13 protein-coding genes are annotated in these 18,571 nt (G+C 38.0%); 9 read left to right on the top strand and 4 right to left on the bottom strand.

Annotated elements, in window-relative coordinates:
- Positions 1-143 precede the first annotated feature (143 nt).
- Positions 144-1,235 carry a GntR family transcriptional regulator gene (locus AC4BHA_RS13790; RefSeq protein WP_139892720.1) on the bottom strand — a complete coding sequence of 364 codons (1,092 nt, stop codon included), beginning with the start codon at positions 1,233-1,235 and terminating at the stop codon, positions 144-146.
- 331 nt (positions 1,236-1,566) lie between these two features.
- On the opposite strand from AC4BHA_RS13790, the gene AC4BHA_RS13785 reads away from it, so the two are divergent.
- From AC4BHA_RS13785 to AC4BHA_RS13760, 6 genes are all read left to right on the top strand, one after another.
- Positions 1,567-3,177: a xylulokinase gene (locus AC4BHA_RS13785; protein WP_066108213.1), complete on the top strand. Its 1,611-nt coding sequence runs from the start codon at positions 1,567-1,569 to the stop codon at positions 3,175-3,177.
- Positions 3,178-3,199: 22 nt separating this feature from the next.
- The gene (locus tag AC4BHA_RS13780) at positions 3,200-3,895 is read left to right on the top strand and encodes an L-ribulose-5-phosphate 4-epimerase (RefSeq protein ID WP_066108210.1); all 696 of its coding nucleotides are present in this window, start codon (positions 3,200-3,202) and stop codon (positions 3,893-3,895) included.
- A gap of 33 nt (positions 3,896-3,928) precedes the next feature.
- Positions 3,929-5,347, top strand: a complete 1,419-nt coding sequence (araA, locus tag AC4BHA_RS13775; RefSeq protein ID WP_066108207.1) for an L-arabinose isomerase — start codon at positions 3,929-3,931, stop codon at positions 5,345-5,347.
- A gap of 401 nt (positions 5,348-5,748) precedes the next feature.
- Positions 5,749-7,143, top strand: coding sequence for a sugar porter family MFS transporter (locus AC4BHA_RS13770; protein WP_066108204.1), 1,395 nt, complete (start codon positions 5,749-5,751; stop codon positions 7,141-7,143).
- Positions 7,144-7,347: 204 nt separating this feature from the next.
- Positions 7,348-8,223, top strand: a complete 876-nt coding sequence (locus AC4BHA_RS13765) for a spermine/spermidine synthase domain-containing protein (RefSeq protein WP_139892719.1) — start codon at positions 7,348-7,350, stop codon at positions 8,221-8,223.
- A gap of 237 nt (positions 8,224-8,460) precedes the next feature.
- Positions 8,461-10,842 carry a polyprenyl synthetase family protein gene (locus AC4BHA_RS13760; protein ID WP_140462164.1) on the top strand — a complete coding sequence of 794 codons (2,382 nt, stop codon included), beginning with the start codon at positions 8,461-8,463 and terminating at the stop codon, positions 10,840-10,842.
- Between the two features lie 86 nt (positions 10,843-10,928).
- Here the strand turns inward: AC4BHA_RS13760 and AC4BHA_RS13755 are convergent, their stop codons facing one another.
- The 3 genes from AC4BHA_RS13755 to exaC all read right to left on the bottom strand — a co-directional run bounded on the left by AC4BHA_RS13755 (position 10,929) and on the right by exaC (position 14,536).
- Positions 10,929-12,425: a peptide MFS transporter gene (locus AC4BHA_RS13755; protein WP_490558805.1), complete on the bottom strand. Its 1,497-nt coding sequence runs from the start codon at positions 12,423-12,425 to the stop codon at positions 10,929-10,931.
- A gap of 205 nt (positions 12,426-12,630) precedes the next feature.
- On the bottom strand, positions 12,631-12,999 hold the full coding sequence (locus AC4BHA_RS13750; RefSeq protein ID WP_066108193.1) for a DUF779 domain-containing protein: 369 nt from the start codon (positions 12,997-12,999) through the stop codon (positions 12,631-12,633).
- Between the two features lie 16 nt (positions 13,000-13,015).
- Positions 13,016-14,536, bottom strand: a complete 1,521-nt coding sequence (gene exaC / locus AC4BHA_RS13745; RefSeq protein ID WP_066108192.1) for an acetaldehyde dehydrogenase ExaC — start codon at positions 14,534-14,536, stop codon at positions 13,016-13,018.
- A 419-nt stretch (positions 14,537-14,955) separates the two neighbouring features.
- On the opposite strand from exaC, the gene rbsK reads away from it, so the two are divergent.
- The 3 genes from rbsK (at position 14,956) to adhP (ending at position 18,563) form a co-directional block, all read left to right on the top strand.
- The gene (gene rbsK, locus AC4BHA_RS13740) at positions 14,956-15,882 is read left to right on the top strand and encodes a ribokinase (protein ID WP_490558804.1); all 927 of its coding nucleotides are present in this window, start codon (positions 14,956-14,958) and stop codon (positions 15,880-15,882) included.
- A gap of 273 nt (positions 15,883-16,155) precedes the next feature.
- Positions 16,156-17,205 (top strand): 2,3-butanediol dehydrogenase, encoded by a 1,050-nt coding sequence (locus AC4BHA_RS13735; RefSeq protein WP_066108186.1) that lies wholly within the window; start codon positions 16,156-16,158, stop codon positions 17,203-17,205.
- A gap of 332 nt (positions 17,206-17,537) precedes the next feature.
- The gene (adhP, locus tag AC4BHA_RS13730) at positions 17,538-18,563 is read left to right on the top strand and encodes an alcohol dehydrogenase AdhP (RefSeq protein ID WP_490558803.1); all 1,026 of its coding nucleotides are present in this window, start codon (positions 17,538-17,540) and stop codon (positions 18,561-18,563) included.
- The last annotated feature ends 8 nt before the right edge of the window (positions 18,564-18,571 follow it).

The following is an 18,571-nucleotide window of genomic DNA, read 5'->3' as shown; positions in this document are numbered from 1 at the left end:
GCACAGTCAAATACCATATATAGCAGAAATAGAGTAAAGCCCTGTTTATGCTCGGGTATCATAACGAGCATAAACAGGGCTTTTCTTTTTCATTAAGTAATTTAGTAGCACCATATGAAATAAAATATATTCATAACTATTGCTTAATGTATCTCTAAATCTTTTACTGTTTCTCCTTCAACTAACACTGGCTGATAATAGGTTTCGTTTGGTAAATCTCGTTTTCCTTGCAATTTCTTAATGAGCCAATCAGCTGCATCACGTCCCATTTGTTCCTGTGGGTGGGTTAATGTTGTCAGTGCAATAGTAGCATTTTTGGCAATATAGGAATTGTCCTGCCCGATTATTGATAACTTCTCTGGAATGGAAATATTAAGCTGTTTACACACATTTACTACTTCTAAACCGACTTCATCGTTATAGCAAACAATCGCGGTTAATAGGTGAATATTTTCCTCTAAAAATTTCTTCAAGCTAGCTGATAAATTGGGCTTTGTTTCTGTATCGAATGTAAGCACATGCTCAGGTCGAAATCCTAATTTGGCTTCTCCAAGCGCTTTTATATATCCCTTCATTCGATATTTTCCCTGTAGGTCATCTGATTTTGATATTAGCCCGATATGTGTATGTCCCTTCGAAATTAATTCCTTTGTTGCGAGATAACTGGACTGGACGTCATCAAGACAAAGAAAGGGAACACTTAATTCTTCATAATAAGCATTAATCATAATGAATGGAACCTCTTGTTCTTTAAATGACAGGTAATAAGAGATGTTTGGATTATATAGATTGCTTTTCGTAGGCTCTATGATCAAACCATCCACTCCAAATGACAGCATCATTTCCAAAGCTTTCTTTTCCTGTTCGACATCATTATTTGTACTGGCTAATAATAACGAATAATTCTCTTCATTTAATCTGCCTTCAATCCCTCGAATAATGGAGGGGAAAATATAATCAGAAATGTAGGTTGTAATGACTCCGATTGTTTTAGTGTTAGATTGACCGCCAGATTTTGCTTGATATTGGTTACTGACATAAGTGCCAGACCCTTTTTCACTTCTTAAAAATCCTTCGTTTGATAGTTCTAAAATAGCTTTACGAACAGTTTGTCGGCTCACTTCGTATTTTTCTTGGAGGGAAGCTTCAGTAGGGATTTGGTCACCAACTTTATAATCTCCCGAAAGAATCTTGCTTTTTATATCATCAATGATGACCTGATATTTTGGTTTCATTTATAGCTCACTTCCTTCATTGGTGCTCTTGCACTAATTGATTGATTCGAAATAGTTGTATGTACATATTTTACTTTGAATTAGTAAGAAATAAAATAAGCAATCTAATTCTATTTTATAAGTAACATCTTTCATTAGTTCTTTTAACAGTATACCCAATAAATGGTTTTGTGGGTCTTTGTTTGATTTGTACTAAAATCGAGAATGTTAAATTTGTGTGTACTAATTACACATTAGTTGACATTTGTACGTACAAATAAATATAATCAAGTTAACAAATAGAAAGCGTAATCATTCCGGATATTGAAACCGCTATCAGATGGGGGTTTATATGAGAAAGAACAAAGCAAACATACAAGAGGCAATTGCTAGGGGAGAGACTTCTCTTGGAATTGAATTTGGTTCTACACGTATCAAGGCAGTGTTAATTGATCATAATTTTGAAACGGTTGCATCTGGAAGCTATGAGTGGGAAAACCGCTTGGAGGATGGTTTTTGGACATACAGCCTAGTCGATATTATTACTGGACTACAAGCAGCGTATCGTGAGATGAAGCAAGAAGTTGAAAGAAACTATGGGATAACGATTCGGAAGATTGGTTCTATTGGAATCTCAGCCATGATGCACGGATATATGGCCTTTGATCATACAGGAGAATTACTTGTTCCGTTTCGTACTTGGCGTAACTCAACAACGAGTGCGGCAGCTAAAGAATTGACTGATACATTTAAATTCAATATCCCAGAACGATGGAGCGTTGCTCATCTTTATCAAGCTATCTTAAATGAAGAGAAACATTTGCCGCGTATTGATTATGTTACGACTTTAGCAGGTTATATCCACTGGTTACTGACTGGTAATAAAGCGATCGGTATTGGAGATGCTTCAGGTATGTTTCCAATCGATGAATCAACAAAGAATTATAATGAATCAATGGTTAAGCAATTTGATGAACTAATTTCCACGAAGGGTTGTCCTTTGAGCCTAGAGGAGATTCTTCCTAAAGTTTATCTTTCAGGAGAACAAGCTGGTGAATTGACTGAAGTTGGGGCAAAAATTCTTGATCAATCACAGAATTTACAACCAGGTATTCCGCTTTGTCCGCCGGAAGGTGATGCGGGTACAGGAATGGTTGCTACAAATAGTGTGAGAAAGCGTACTGGTAATATTTCAGTAGGAACATCAGTCTTTGCCATGATTGTACTGGAAAAAGAACTCTCAAAAGTGTATCCGGAAATTGATTTAGTAACAACACCTGATGGCAGTCCTGTAGCGATGGTTCATGCTAATAACTGCTCCAGTGATTTAAATGCCTGGCTGAAATTATTCCGTGAGTTCTCTGAAGCAATGGGCCAAAAGATAGAAACGGATCAATTATATGAAGTGATGCTGAATAAAGCTTTGGAGGCTGAACCGGATGCTGGCGGATTGCTAAGCTATGGCTATTTATCCGGTGAGAATATTACAGGATTAGATGAGGGGCGACCGCTATTCGTACGACCTCCTGGTAGTCAGTTTAATTTAGCAAACTTTATGCGAGCTCATCTTTTTACTGCATTTGGCGCATTAAAAATTGGAATGGACATTATGACTAAAGAAGAAAGTGTTGAAATTGACGGCATTTTGGCTCACGGCGGATTATTCAAAACACCTATTGTAGGTCAAAAAATCGTCGCAGCTGCCATTGATGCACCAGTATCCGTTATGGCAACAGCCGGAGAGGGCGGTGCGTGGGGGATGGCTATTCTGGCTTCTTACATGATGAACAAAAATGAGAAGGAATACTTGGAAGAATTCCTTGACCAAAAAGTCTTTTTCGAGGTTGATAGTCAAGAAATATATCCGGATCAGTTTGATGTTAAAGGTTTTGAGAAATTTATAGAGCGATATAAAAAAGGTCTTGTAATTGAGCAGGCAGCTGTCGATCATTTGATTTTATGAGTCCAAGTTTGGAGGGGTTCAAGTGTTAGAAAAGTTAAAAGAGGAAGTATTTGAAGCAAATTTAGAATTGCCCAAGCATGGACTCGTCAAATATACATGGGGAAATGTAAGTGCAATTGACCGTGATAGTGGCTTATTTGTTATCAAACCGAGCGGTGTTGATTATAAGACGATGAAGCCAAGTGATATGGTGGTTGTTGATTTGGATGGTCAGGTGGTTGAAGGGGAATTGAATCCTTCATCAGATACAGCAACTCATGCAGTACTTTACAAGCATTATTCAGAGATTGGCGGCATTGTGCATACGCACTCAACCTGGGCGACTATATGGGCTCAAGCAGGTTTAGATGTTCCGGCGATGGGAACTACTCATGCCGATACATTCTATGGTTCCATTCCATGTGCAAGGTTTTTAACTCAAGAGGAAGTTGACCGTGGGTACGAAGTGGAAACTGGAAAGGTCATTATCGAAACATTTGAACAACGTGGATTAGATATATTGGCAGTTCCCGGTATTTTACTTCATGGACACGGACCATTTACTTGGGGCAAAGATGCAAAATCAGCGGTTATGAACAGTGTGGTATTAGAAGAGGTCTCAAAAATGAATTTATTTACACGAGAACTAAATCATTTTGCTGAAGAATTGCCACAACGTATTTTAGATAAGCACTATCTACGTAAACATGGAAAAAATGCCTACTATGGGCAAAAATAATACAAACTATCAAACTACGAAAAGAGGATTATTATGTCTAAAGTAAAAGAGTTTTGGTTTGTCGTAGGTTCACAGCATCTATATGGGGAAGAAGCACTGGCGGAAGTCAAAGCACACGCACAAACGATGACGGATGCCTTAAATGAAAGCGGTATATTACCTTACCCGCTTGTATTGCAGGATTTAGCTGTAAGTGCAGATAAAATTACAAGCATTATGAAAGAAGTGAACTATCGTGATGAGGTTGCGGGCGTAATTACTTGGATGCATACCTTCTCACCAGCAAAAATGTGGATTCGCGGAACAAAATTATTACAAAAGCCATTGCTACATTTAGCAACGCAGTTTAACGAAAGTATTCCATGGGAAACCATTGATATGGACTTCATGAATCTGAATCAATCAGCTCATGGTGATCGTGAATATGGATTTATCAATGCGCGTTTGAAAAAGCAAAATAAAGTTGTAGTAGGTTACTGGAAACGTGCTGAAGTCCAAAAGCAAATAGCAGAATGGATGGATGTAGCGGTTGCTTATAACGAAAGCTTCAATATAAAAGTTGCTCGTTTTGGTGATAACATGCGTAATGTTGGAGTAACCGAAGGGGATAAGGTAGAGGCTCAAATTCAATTTGGATGGACTGTTGACTACTTTGGTATAGGCGATCTTGTTCAATATGTGAATGACGTTAAGGACGAAGAAGTGAACGATTTAATTGCTGAGTATGCGGAACTATATGAATTTGATTATGGCATATACAGCAAAGAAGATTGGGAAAAGAGCGTGAAGGTGCAAGCAAGCTATGAAATTGCCATTAAGCGTTTCCTTGATGATGGTGGTTACAATGCATTCACAACTAACTTTGAAGACTTATATGGCATGAAACAGCTTCCTGGCCTTGCAGTGCAACGTTTGATGGCCCAAGGATATGGATTTGCTGGTGAAGGGGATTGGAAGACTGCAGCCCTAGATCGCTTACTTAAAGTGATGAGCCATAACCAATCGACTGGATTTATGGAGGATTACACTTATGAACTAGCTGTTGGGCAAGAAGCTGCTCTTCAATCACATATGCTTGAAGTAGATCCAACATTAGCTTGCAACAAGCCAAAAATTGTCGTATCTCCATTAGGTATCGGTGATCGTGAAGATCCGGCTCGTTTAGTTTTCGATGGTAAGGCAGGAGATGGTGTTGTTGTTTCAATGGCTGACTTTGGTACACATTACAAGCTTTTGATTAATGAAGTTTCTGCTTTTGAGCCAACTGTTAAAGCACCTAATCTTCCAGTAGCACGTGTACTATGGGAAGTAAAGCCAAACTTCCAGGATGGGGTTAAAGCGTGGATTGAGAATGGCGGCGGTCACCATACAGTTGTTTCATTGAATCTGACAACAGATCAAATTATCACGTATGCAAAGCTTGTTGACTTAGATTATGTAGTTATTAGGTAATGGCTTTATCCTCCGAGGGGGCTTATGCTTTCTTGGAGGATAATAGATTATCCCAGAAGGTAGAATAAGATGCTTTTATTTGTAAGCGTGTTCTTTGTTTATATATATGAAAGCGTTTAAGATGAAGAAATAAAACTAAATGTTTTTGGATTCATTATATTTGATTCAAAAGTACCCTAATGCGTTATTCATTAAATTAAACAGAGCATCTCTATTATTAAATAGGCAACACCTACTATCATGTAAGACAAGCTATGAACGTAAATATTCTATTAAAAACTTACTGGTATTATAGCAATTTTGCAGGACTTGAAAACGCTTTTATATATGTTAAGGCTATTAATAGTCTTAGTGGTAGGATTTCTAGCAATATATTTTTGCACCTAGTGGAGGGAACATTCATGGTTAATGAAAAGAAAATATCAAGTCGCTTTATTTATTTCTTTGGAGCTTTTGCCGGCATTCTTTTTGGTTATGATATAGGTGTTATGACGGGAGCATTACCTTTTTTAGAAAGTGATTGGAGCCTCGAAGGAAGAGCTACCGCTATTGGTTGGATTACCTCTTCGGTAATGTTTGGAGCTATTTTTGGAGGTGTCGTAGCTGGTCAGCTGTCTGACCGTTTAGGACGACGCAAAATGATTTTAATATCTGCTGTCATTTTTGTTGTGGGATCCATATTGTCAGGCATAGCCCCCCATGATGGAATACTATTTTTGATTGTATCACGGATGTTTCTAGGACTAGCTGTTGGGGCTGCCTCTGCGTTGGTTCCAGCCTATATGTCGGAAATGGCGCCTGCAAAATTGCGCGGTCGTCTGTCAGGAATAAATCAAACCATGATCGTTTCTGGGATGTTGCTCTCATACATTGTTGATTATCTATTGAAAGACCTGCCAGAAACTATGGCATGGCGGATGATGCTTGGTTTGGCTGCAGTACCTGCTATCATCTTATTTTTTGGAATGTTAAAGTTACCTGAATCACCAAGATTTTTAATTAAGAATAATAAATTTGATGAAGCTCGTAAGGTATTGGGCTATATTCGTTCAAATAAAAAAGATATTGATGCTGAAATAAAACAAATTCAAGAAGCTGCAAAAGAAGAAAAAACGGTAAGTCAGAAAACGTCTTGGGGAACTCTCTTAAGTGGTAAATACCGTTACTTGGTCTTTGCGGGTGTAGGTGTAGCAGCTTTTCAACAATTCCAGGGTGCAAATGCCATCTTCTATTACATTCCTTTGATTGTGGAAAATGCTACGGGTCATGCAGCCAGTTCCGCGTTGATGTGGCCAATCATTCAGGGGATTATCCTCGTAATAGGTTCATTAGTATTCCTGGTCATTGCTGATAAATTTAAGCGCCGTACTTTATTAACAGTTGGCGGAACCATTATGGGACTCTCCTTTATTTTTCCGGCCATCTTAAACATACTAATTCCTAATGTGAATCCGATGATGATGGTTGTTTTTCTAAGTATCTATGTTGCGTTTTATTCATTCACATGGGCTCCTTTAACTTGGGTCATAGTTGGAGAAATATTCCCGCTAGCCATTCGCGGACGTGCGTCAGGATTAGCTTCATCATTTAACTGGATTGGTTCTTTCTTGGTCGGATTGCTTTTCCCAATCATGATTGCTTTTATGCCTCAAGAAGCTGTTTTTGCCATCTTCGGTGGTATTTGTTTACTGGGAGTCCTATTTATACGGACATGTGTTCCTGAAACTCGCGGTCGCAGTTTAGAGGATATAGAGAAAATTGGAGAAAGTAAACAGGCTAAGGCGAAAAGTGCATAAAAAGTAACATATTAATTGCTTATCGAAATGCAGTAAAGCTATACAGTAAGCAGTCCCTGATTTCTATACTGGAATCAGGGACTTTTTTTATTCATTCATTTATCTGAAGTGCCTGTGTTTACTTAAGGGGAATTCCAGTTTCATTGCTCCATCTCTATTTTTTCGCTATTATTTTACTATAACTCAATGAATACAGGTGAAGAAATGAAACCGAATGATGGAGTAAAAGAAGATAATTATAAAGTGTTCGCATTGCTAAGCAATTATTTAAATAAGGCGCCCGATTTTGTTGATAGAGAAGAGATAAATGAGATTGTTCAGTATGGCGTATCTTATGAGCATGCATTTGCGGTCATTTTAGCGGCTGCTTTTGGATTGGATATTGTGGATAAGATGGATGATAAGAATCTATTCAACAATTACTTTAATGGAATGTTTTTTAAATTGGATGAAAAGGAATATTGCGAAAACCCTTATTATAAGAATATCAAGATCCCAACGTTGAAGATTGGTAATAGTGAACTAAAATATGAAAAGTATAAACCGTTTGAGGGTTTTGTATGCAATGATATTGTCAAAACAAAAGAAGGCAGGCAAATCCCGCAAATCGGTTTTTTTGAAACAGAATTTGAGTATCCAGCTATTTTAGAAAACGAAAGAATATGGATGACGGTAACGCCTAATGAAATCGAAACCATGAAAGAACCGATTGAGCAGGCGTTTGGAAATGTACTTACATATGGATTGGGACTTGGTTATTATACCTATATGATTTCTGAAAAAGAGAATGTTGACAGCATCACGGTAGTCGAAATGAATGAAGACGTGATTAACTTGTTCCAAACGTATATATTGCCGCAATTCAAAAACCATCAAAAGATTAAGATCATTAAAGCTAATGCCTTTGAATATGCTCAAAAATCTATGGCCAAGGGTCAATTTGATTTTGTTTTTACGGATTTATGGCATGATGTTTCGGATGGAATTGATATGTATTTAAAAATGAAGTTATTTGAAAAAAGATGTCCAAATACGATATTTACCTATTGGATTGAAAAATCAATTAAATGTTATTTATAAAACATGGATGAGAAATCCTCTTTCAAAGTTTGAAGGGGGATTTTTATAGTTAGTAAAGGTATGTTTTCCTGAAGAGTATATAAATAAGACGTTGGTCAGGGGCGATAATCGTTCACTGAGAAATAGGTCAAAAATACCACATTGTTTATTTTAGCTTTATGCTTATAAAGATGGTACTTTTGTATTAAGTAAGTAGGAAATTGTATAACCAAAAGAAAACAAGAGGTAGTTGAACTTATGAATGAGAAGGTCATAAATAATAGTGATAAATGTTATGTATTGGCTGAAGAGAAGGCTGAAAAGTATTTTGAATCCTTGCGTGCGCAGGTGATTGAAAAGAGCTATATCGATGCATTAACGAAAGATATTCAATCGTGGAAGCAGAATCATATTCGTCATCGATCCTTAGCTTCCCTTTTTGCTCATAAAAATAAAAAAACAACAAATAAGGAGTATCATCAGTATATAAGCTGGTTGAATAAGAGAGGGAAACTGGAGCAGTATCTTCATCGAAGTATTTCATATATCTATCTGAGAGATTTGGGCAAAGCCCTGGACAAGCCTGAAACACAAACTAAAATCAAACAAGTCGTGGATACGCTCATCTCTCAATTAGTTACAGATAAATTTGAAGAAGCTAGTGAGTTTGATTTGTTTAGTACACACGGTTTGTACAGATGGGGCCAAAAGGAGAATATCGAGTCAACAGTCATCTGGCTATTCGACAAGCTAAGAATCGTGTCATCCTCTATACCGAATGGAATGGATGCCGAAAATGCCCAACGTAAATTAATCAAAATCATAGGTGGAGTTATGATGCACGTTAGGGAAGAGATGGGCTCTGATATTTCCCCGGAGGAACGGGCACAGAAACTTGATGAAGCCATTCGGCTAGGATATTCCTATGGTCTGACCTATCCTTTTATAGATGATTTACTAGATGCAAATGTTTTATCCGATGAGGAGAAAAAGCAGTTTTCAACTATCATTAGAATGACGCTTATAAATGGGACAGTCCCAGAAATAGACGAGTGGTCTGGTAAAAATGAAGAACTTATCCGGTTTATTCATTCAGAACTGAAGGAAGCATTCGAGTATATTAAAGGTTGCCAAAGCCCTGAAAATTCCAGGATATTTTTCGACCAGGCGTATGTGTTTTTTCATTCACAGGAAGTAGACCGAGTTAAAGAGTTAACAAATGAACATTACACCAATGAAGATTTGTTTATTCCAATCATATTAAAATCATCATCTTCACGATTGATCGTTCGTTCTGTTATTAGTGCACCAGAGGATGAAGGGTTTAACAAACGCACGTTTTACTATGGAATATACAATCAATTGGCAGATGACTTTGCGGATTTATTTGATGATATGGATGCAGGAGCGGTCACTCCATATACGTATTATCTAACCTATCATGATAAGCGTCCTGACCTTATTAACCCATTCGAATTATATTGGACGGTTATTTTCAACTTGATTCATCATGTATATGATTCTGATCCACATGCTTGTGAGGTCATACTAGATCGAGCAATTAATGGCCTAAAAAGAAATAAAGAACGATTAGGTACTAAGCAGTATGATGAATTGATGAATTTATTAACAGCAAATATGCCGACATTTAATCGCCTTATCCAAACGATGGTTCAGAAAGCAGATGATGTGGATTTCTTTGATAAATTGCTCCGAGATCATATCCTTTCCAATATGAGAAAGGATCGTCAAGAGGAAAGCGAATTTGCTAACACAATAAAGAGCATTCGTCAGGAGATTAATCAATATCTGCCTATTAATCAACTAGAATCTACACTTTTGACGAATGATCCAATCATTGATGCGGCAAATTACAGTCTTGAAGGTGATGGAAAGAGGCTAAGGCCAATCGTGACCTGGATGATGGGAGTCAGGGAGTATGGGCTGGATTCTACAGCGATTGTGCCGCTTCTTAAATCCCTGGAATATATGCATACGGCATCTCTTATTCTCGATGATCTGCCATCTCAGGATAATGCGCCTATTCGAAGAGGCCGTGCTACCTTGCATACGGTCCATAATACAGGAATAGCAGAAATAACTTCAGTATATCTTATTCAGAATGCTATGAAGGAACAAGCATCACTGAAACAGTTTGATGCTGCGTCTGTTCTACAGTTAATTCGATATTCATCCCAGGTAGCCATGGATATGTGCAGAGGGCAGGCAATGGACTTGGAATCGAAAGGGAAAATGCTGACTTTAGAGGAATTAAACACGCTTTCCTTCTACAAAACAGGAATCGCATTTGAGGCATCACTCATTATGCCTGCCATTCTTGCTCAAGTAGGGGAATCCGAGATAGAGAAGTTAAAAAAATTCGCCCATCATGCCGGAATCGCATTTCAAATTAAAGATGACTTGCTTGATCTGGAGGGGGATGACCTTTTACTTGGAAAACCAGTCGGACAGGACAAAGAGAATAATAATTCTACATTTGTATCAGTTCTTGGCAGGGAGGGTGCTCGTAAAGTAATGTGGGATCATTACTGCTATGCTATGGAAGCTATTGTACAGATTTCACCGAAGAGTTCATTTTTAAAGCACTTATTGAATTATATGGTGAACAGACAGCGCTAAAGTGGTTATCTGTTCGCTGCCTTATAGCAGAGAACATCCAGAACATAAAAATGCCCCCGGTTTTAAAACCAGGGGCATCTTTTTTCTTATTTAACGCCTCTCATGTATTTTTGGATGGTTGGTGAGATGAAGTAAATAATAATTGAACATAGAATTGCGAATCCACCGATTAATCCAAAATACAGGAGTTCCGTTTCCGTACTATAAAGTTTTACAAGCTGTGCATTTATGGCCTGTGCAACAGCACTAGCGAGGAACCATAGGCTCATCGTTTGAGCGGAGAATGCAGCAGGTGCCAATTTAGTTGTAGCAGATAAACCAACAGGAGATAGACAAAGCTCTCCAAGTGTGACGATTAGGTAGCTCAATATGAGCCAATAAGGACTAACAAGTGAGTCACCGCCACTTAGGTATCCTGGTACAAGCATCACAATAAATGATAGACCTGCTAATAGTAGGCCAATTGAAAATTTTCTGGAAGTTGAAGGCTGCTTATCTCCTAGCTTCATCCATAACCAAGCTGCAACTGGTGCAAAGATGATTACGAAGAGGGCAGGCATTGCCTGTAGCACACCAGGTGCGATTTTAAAGCCTAACATAGTTAAATTAGTCCGTTCTAAAGCATAAATATTCAGTAAATTAGAGCCTTGTTCATAAATGGCCCAGAAGATAACTGCTGAAAGGAATAATGGAATATAGGCAAGTAATCTTGATTGTTCTTCTGCAGTTGTTTTAGAGCTTTTGTACATCCATACAAAGTAAACGACTGGTATGATAACTGCCAAAATCGTTACGAGTAAAACAAATCGATCAATGGTTAACCAACCGATTGAAATCAGAGCATAGAAAAGGACAATTAATAGAGCGATTGTCACCCCAAAATAAAGAGCAAATTTCTTTTTGCCTTCAGGGCTTAATGGATTAGGTGGCTGTGTTCCAATGGTGCCCAGATTTTTCTTTTTCGTAATAACAAATACGATTAATCCAAGAAACATACCTACAGCAGCAGCTGAAAAACCTGCATGGTAGCTATTGTAATGCCCGCGTAATCCTTCTACAACAAATGGAGCTATAAAAGCACCTAAATTAATCCCCATATAGAAGATGCTGAATCCTGAGTCTCGGCGATTGTCGGCCTTTGTATATAAGTCACCAACAACACTGGAAATGTTCGGTTTTAGCAATCCGGTACCAATGATAATTAAGAACATACTGGCAAAAAAGGCTTCAGCCCCGAGCGGTAATGCCAGAACAACATGACCAAGCATAATAAAAACTCCACCGTAGAATACGGTTCTGCTTGTCCCAAGTAAACGGTCCGCAACCCATCCACCGATAATACCTGATAGATAGACTAAAGATCCATAGATTGCAGCAATTGACATGGCTGTGGTTTGATCAAACCCCAGTCCGCCCTTGCTAACTTCAGCGTATAAGTAGAGGACCAGGATGGCCCGCATTCCATAATACGAAAAACGTTCCCAAAACTCAGTGAAAAATAATGTGAAAAGTCCTTTAGGGTGTCCGAAAAAACCTGTGTTCGGAATGCCTGGAACACCCGACTGTTTGTTTAATTTAACCAAAAATTCTCTCTCCTTTAGCATGATGTAGTACAATATACCATTTTATTTTAGATTAACTAAAAAATCAAAATTGAGAGACTATAATTTTGCTGATTTAATAGAAATATGTCGAAAAATGTTAGATTATGTGTGATAAATAAAGAAGAATAAATAATGTTTAATAGAAAATGCCCCAAAGTTATTGATAACTTTGGGGCATTTTTATTTAGGCTTCTATTTGATTTTTTAGTTTTGCATATTCTTCATCAGAGAATACTCGTGATTTCGTAATGAAATGACAATCTTCTATACTATCAAGTGAAAAGGCTGCTCCTCTTCCATCAGTAGCATCTAGGATCAATTGAGTATGTTTCCAGTACTCATATTGCATCTTATGGATATAAAACGGTGCTCCTCCAATGGAACCGAGGTATACATCAGAATCCCCCGTTTTAAAATCATCTTCCTTATAACACATGGGAGCAGATCCATCACAGCAGCCTCCGGATTGGTAAAACATAATAGAGCCGTGAGTTCTTTTTAATGAATCTATTAATTGAAGTGCCTCTTCGGTTGCTACGACACGTTCTACCATTTTAGAGTCACTCCTTTTAGAAGAAACCTTGAGCATTTTTATCATAGCTTACTAACAAACATTTTGTTTGTTGGTAATGATCTAACATCATAGCATGGTTTTCACGGCCGATACCGGATAATTTGTAACCGCCGAAAGCAGCACCTGCTGGATATTGATGATATGTGTTTGTCCATACACGACCAGCTTGTATCGCACGGCCGGCACGGTAAGCAAGATCTCCACTGCGGGACCATACACCGGCACCTAATCCGTACAAGGTATCATTTGCAATTTCCATTGCTTCGTCAAAATCTTTGAAAGTCGTTACACTAAGAACTGGACCAAAGATTTCTTCCTGGAATATACGCATTTTGTTATGACCTTTGAAAACAGTCGGTTTAATATAGTTACCATTTTTAAGGTCTTCACCAAGGTCATTTTCTTCTCCGCCAATTAAACATTCAGCACCTTCTTCTTTGCCGAGTTTAATGTAGGATAAGATTTTTTCTTTTTGTTCATTTGAAGCCTGTGCGCCCATCATAACTTCTGTGTCAAGTGGGTTGCCAATCTTAATAGCTTTCACACGCTCTAATGCACGTTCCATAAATTTATCATAGATTGATTCCTGGATTAATGCACGGGAAGGGCATGTGCAAATTTCACCGGAGTTTAGAGCAAACATCACTAAGCCTTCGATTGCTTTATTTAAAAATTCATCATCTTTGTCTATTACATCTTCAAAGAATACGTTAGGTGATTTACCGCCAAGCTCCAATGTGACAGGAATAATGTTTTCAGTAGCATATTGCATTATTTGGCGTCCCACTGCTGTAGAGCCAGTAAAGGCAATCTTCGCAATACGTGGATTTGTTGCAAGTGGTTTCCCTACTTCAATACCAAAACCATTTACGATGTTCAGAACACCCGCTGGGAGTATATCCTGAATTAACTCAACAAGAACCATAATGGATGCAGGAGTTTGTTCAGCAGGTTTTAATACGATGCAGTTACCTGCTGCTAATGCCGGGGCAATCTTCCAGACAGCCATTAGAATTGGGAAATTCCAAGGAATGATTTGACCAACAACACCAAGTGGTTCTTGGAAGTGGTAAGCTACTGTATCATTATCTAATTGAGTAGTTCTTCCTTCTTGTGTACGAATGGCACTTGCGAAATAACGGAAGTGATCAATTGCCAAAGGAACATCAGCATTCAATGTTTCACGTACTGCTTTCCCGTTATCCCAAGTCTCAGCTACTGCGAGCATTTCCAGGTTTTCTTCTAAACGATCTGCAATTTTATTTAAAATACGTGCACGTTCAGCAGTAGAAGTTTTCCCCCAAGCTTCTTTTGCTGCATGTGCCGCATCTAATGCTAATTCAATATCTTCAGCAGAAGAACGAGCAGCCTTTGTAAAAACTTCTCCAGTTACCGGAGATTTATTTTCAAAGTATTGACCTTTAACAGGTGCAACCCATTTTCCGCCAATAAAGTTATCGTATTTCTCTTTGAAATGCACAACTGCGCCTTCTGTATTTGGATTTGCATAAATCATGTTGATATCTCCCCTATGTTCGTATTGAAAACTCTTAAATGTAAAGTTTTGATGCCATTTTGGAATAAAAATACACCAGTAAAGCGTTTTCTATACTATTATTTGTCTAATTTGATAAAATTTCAAATAATATGACTGTGAATATAGGAGAAATATGATGTATAAGTGTAGTATAGAAATAGGAAAAAAATGTGTCTTCCATTACTCGTTACTAGATAGATAAATTTTGCAGGTTATCTATTACATCTAAAGAGAATTATTCACCCATGAATGGAACAAGAGATTGGAGACAGGCTGTTTAATTTTACTAACAGCAACCAACAGATACGGGCGCTCTTATTCTGCCGAAATGCAGCGCTGCAAAAAAAAATGATCTATATTTAATTCAGTCGGCAAGAGAAAAATAAGGTGGTAATAGCATGGATATTGCGGTGATAGGATCCAATATGGTCGATCTAATTTCCTATATTGATAGAATGCCAGAAGAGGGAGAAACACTTGAAGCACCTAGCTTTTCAATGGGGTGTGGAGGAAAAGGGGCCAACCAGGCAGTGGCAGCTGCAAAACTGGGCTCCAAGGTCATGATGGTTACGAAGGTAGGCGATGACATTTTTGCAGATAACACCATTCAAAATCTTAAACGCTATGGAATTGATACAGAATTTACGAATAAGGTCCCCGGAAGCAGCAGCGGGGTCGCACCAATCTTTGTAGATTCGGATTCCAAAAATCGTATTTTAATCATTAAAGGGGCCAATCAGTACCTTTTACCTGAGGATGTCGATAAAGCGGCCGAAAAGCTCAAGACATGTTCTTTAATTATTCTTCAGTTAGAAATCGCGCTCGAAACCGTTTATCGGGCGATAGAATTTGGGAACGAGCATGGGATTCCTGTTATTCTGAATCCTGCTCCTGCTACCAAAAAATTGGATTTCAATTATGTATGCAAATGTGACTTTTTTGTTCCCAATGAAAGTGAACTGGATATCTTGACTGGCATGCCTGTTTCAACGATTGAGCAAATTAAAGCTGCTGCAGTCAGCCTGATAGATAAAGGAGTTAAAAATGTTATCGTGACGATGGGAAGCCGAGGCGTGATGTGGATAACCGATAGAGGAACGCAAATCGTTGATTCATTCAAGGTTGATGCTGTAGACACAACGGGGGCCGGAGACGCATTCATCGGCTGTTTCGCCTATAATTATATTCAGAATGGGGATATTGTCCAATCGATAAAAATGGCTAATGCCTTTGCAGCATTAAGTGTCACAAAACGTGGTACACAGAATTCTTATCCAAGTATGGATGAAGTTAAGTTGTTTTTAAGCAAAAGAATTGAAGCGTAAGCAGGATTTTAATTAAAACTTGGTTTTTAGTGAATTAAAGGATGGCTCTTAGTGATGGAGTCATCCTTTAATATTTAAGTTATTTTACACAAATATATGACTAAGATATTTTTAGGGGTTATTAAGATTACCTTTCTATTGTTCAAGTGTTTGTCATAAAAACAAATATAATTCAGATTAATCAGTTAATAAATTTGTTATCAATCGATATAATGATATAATAAAAGTGTTCTGTATTATGCGTTTCTAACAAAATTTTAGGAGATGACCAATATGAAAGCACTCAGATGGTACAATGCTAAAGATTTAAGGTTAGACAATTTAGAGGAACCTACTGCCAAAAAGGGAGAAGCAAAAATTAAAGTTGAATGGTGCGGTATTTGTGGAAGTGACTTACACGAATATACAGCCGGTCCAATTTTTATCCCAACCGAAGAGCCACACCCATTGAGTAAGGAGAAAGCTCCGATTGTAATGGGACATGAATTTTCTGGACAAGTTGTAGAGGTTGGCGAAGGCGTAACCAGAGTCCAAGTTGGTGACCGTGTTACAGTTGAGCCCGTCTACTCCTGTGGAAAATGCGAAGCTTGTAAACAAGGAAAATATAATCTATGTGAGCTAATGGGCTTTTATGGTTTAGCAGGAGGCGGTGGAGGATTCTCTGAATACGCTTCTATACCGGAACATATGTTACATAAGCTGCCTGAAAATGTTTCATTTGAACAAGGGGCACTCGTAGAACCTTCAGCTGTTGCTGTACACGCTGTTAAACAAAGTAAACTTAAAGTTGGCGATAAAGCAGCGGTATTTGGAACAGGACCAATTGGTTTATTAGTTATTGAAGCGTTAAAAGCAGCTGGTGCGGCTGAAATTTATGCAGTAGAATTATCAGAACAACGCAGGCAAAAAGCAGAAGAACTTGGTGCTATTGCTATCGATCCGAATCAGGGTGATGTCGTTGAACAATTAACTAAATTGACAAATGGCGGTGTTGACGTTTCATATGAAGTAACAGGAGTACCGATTGTTTTAAAACAAGCTATTCATTCAACTAAATTTAATGGTGAAACGATGATTGTTAGTATTTTTGAAAAAGAAGCGTCTATTCATCCAAACGATATTGTTATGAAAGAACGTACAATCAACGGTATTATTGGATACCGTGATATATTTCCTGCTGTTATCAATTTAATGGCTCAGGGCTACTTCCCAGCTGACAAACTCGTTACCAAACGAATTAAGTTGGATGATGTGATTGAAGAAGGCTTTGAAGGTTTATTAAACGAACGAAATCATATTAAAATATTAGTAAAAGCTGAATAATCATTGTACAAATGCAAATATGATAATCATATATAGAAACTAAAATGGCCTTCTCTTCAAATGGAATGGCCATTTTAGTGTTTATGGATTTATTAGTAAGAAAGCAACACGTGGTGTATTGGATTTTGAGGTGTATTATACATTTCTGAGTATACAATTCTGCTAAAACACGTAATTTAGTCGTATTTGTGGAAGTTAGTTGGAGATGTATATATTTTAATAATCTGAATATATAAAATCGTTCAATATGTATTTACTTTGCTAACTATTATAATTATAATAAGTATGTGAAACATTGAGCAAGTTAATATACATACGGAGGATTGATTGGAATGAAAGCAGCTGTAGTGAGTGCAACGAACCCTGGTAAGTTAGAATTAGTTGAAAAGGAGCTTCCTAAGTTAAAACCCGGTCAAGCTTTAGTTGATGTAGAATATTGCGGAGTATGTCATACAGACTTGCACGTAGCAAAAGGTGATTTCGGTGCAGTTCCGGGAAGAATTCCTGGACATGAAGGAATCGGCATTGTGAAAGAAATTGCAGACGACGTTACAAGTTTAAAAGTAGGAGATCGTGTCAGCATTGCCTGGTTCTTTAAGGGATGCGGAACTTGCGAATACTGTGTGACGGGAAATGAAACCTTCTGCCGCAGCGTACAAAACGCCGGCTTCACGGTTGATGGAGCAATGGCTGAGCAATGTATCGTAGAAGCGGACTATGCAGTTAAAGTACCTGAAGGTCTTGATCCAGCTCAAGCGAGCAGTATTACATGTGCAGGGGTAACTTGCTACAAAGCAATTAAAGTTTCTGATATTAAACCTGGTCAATGGATTGCTATCTATGGCTGTGGTGGATTAGGTAACCTTGCGATCCAATATGCGAAAAATGTATTCAATGCAAAAGTAATTGCAGTGGATATTAATGATGATAAATTGGCATTGTCCAAAGAAGTAGGAGCAGATCTTGTATGTAACCCATTAACAGATGGAGATGCAGGTGAGTGGATTCAGGAGAAAGTTGGAGGAGCTCATGCTGCAGTTGTTACAGCTGTTTCCAAAGTTGCCTTTAACCAGGCTGTTAACTCTGTTCGTGCCACTGCTAAAGTTGTTGCAGTAGGATTACCTCCTGAAACAATGGATTTGGCTATCGTGAAAACCGTATTGGATGGTATTCAAATCGTTGGTTCCTTAGTTGGTACACGTAAGGATTTAGAAGAGGCTTTCCAATTTGGAGCAGAGGGCAAAGTAGTGCCAATCGTTGAAACAAGATGCTTGCATGAAGTAAATGATATTTTTGAAGAAATGGAAGCAGGTAAAATCCAGGGCCGTATGGTCATCGATATGCACAAACACGAATAATTCCAATC

The organism is Pradoshia sp. Z3_51, assembly GCF_058215915.1.
The sequence above is the reverse complement of the archived record's forward strand: the minus strand, read 5'-3'. Positions and strand labels throughout refer to the sequence as shown.

What these genes read in the sequence shown, in the direction of transcription:
- AC4BHA_RS13760 (WP_140462164.1), top strand. Translation starts at nt 8,461, where the DNA reads ATGAATGAGAAGGTCATAAATAATAGTGATAAATGTTATGTATTGGCT.
- adhP (WP_490558803.1), top strand. Translation starts at nt 17,538, where the DNA reads ATGAAAGCAGCTGTAGTGAGTGCAACGAACCCTGGTAAGTTAGAATTA.
- AC4BHA_RS13765 (WP_139892719.1), top strand. Translation starts at nt 7,348, where the DNA reads ATGAAACCGAATGATGGAGTAAAAGAAGATAATTATAAAGTGTTCGCA.
- rbsK (WP_490558804.1), top strand. Translation starts at nt 14,956, where the DNA reads ATGGATATTGCGGTGATAGGATCCAATATGGTCGATCTAATTTCCTAT.
- AC4BHA_RS13785 (WP_066108213.1), top strand. Translation starts at nt 1,567, where the DNA reads ATGAGAAAGAACAAAGCAAACATACAAGAGGCAATTGCTAGGGGAGAG.
- AC4BHA_RS13790 (WP_139892720.1), bottom strand. Translation starts at nt 1,235, where the DNA reads ATGAAACCAAAATATCAGGTCATCATTGATGATATAAAAAGCAAGATT.
- AC4BHA_RS13770 (WP_066108204.1), top strand. Translation starts at nt 5,749, where the DNA reads ATGGTTAATGAAAAGAAAATATCAAGTCGCTTTATTTATTTCTTTGGA.
- exaC (WP_066108192.1), bottom strand. Translation starts at nt 14,536, where the DNA reads ATGATTTATGCAAATCCAAATACAGAAGGCGCAGTTGTGCATTTCAAA.
- araA (WP_066108207.1), top strand. Translation starts at nt 3,929, where the DNA reads ATGTCTAAAGTAAAAGAGTTTTGGTTTGTCGTAGGTTCACAGCATCTA.
- AC4BHA_RS13750 (WP_066108193.1), bottom strand. Translation starts at nt 12,999, where the DNA reads ATGGTAGAACGTGTCGTAGCAACCGAAGAGGCACTTCAATTAATAGAT.
- AC4BHA_RS13735 (WP_066108186.1), top strand. Translation starts at nt 16,156, where the DNA reads ATGAAAGCACTCAGATGGTACAATGCTAAAGATTTAAGGTTAGACAAT.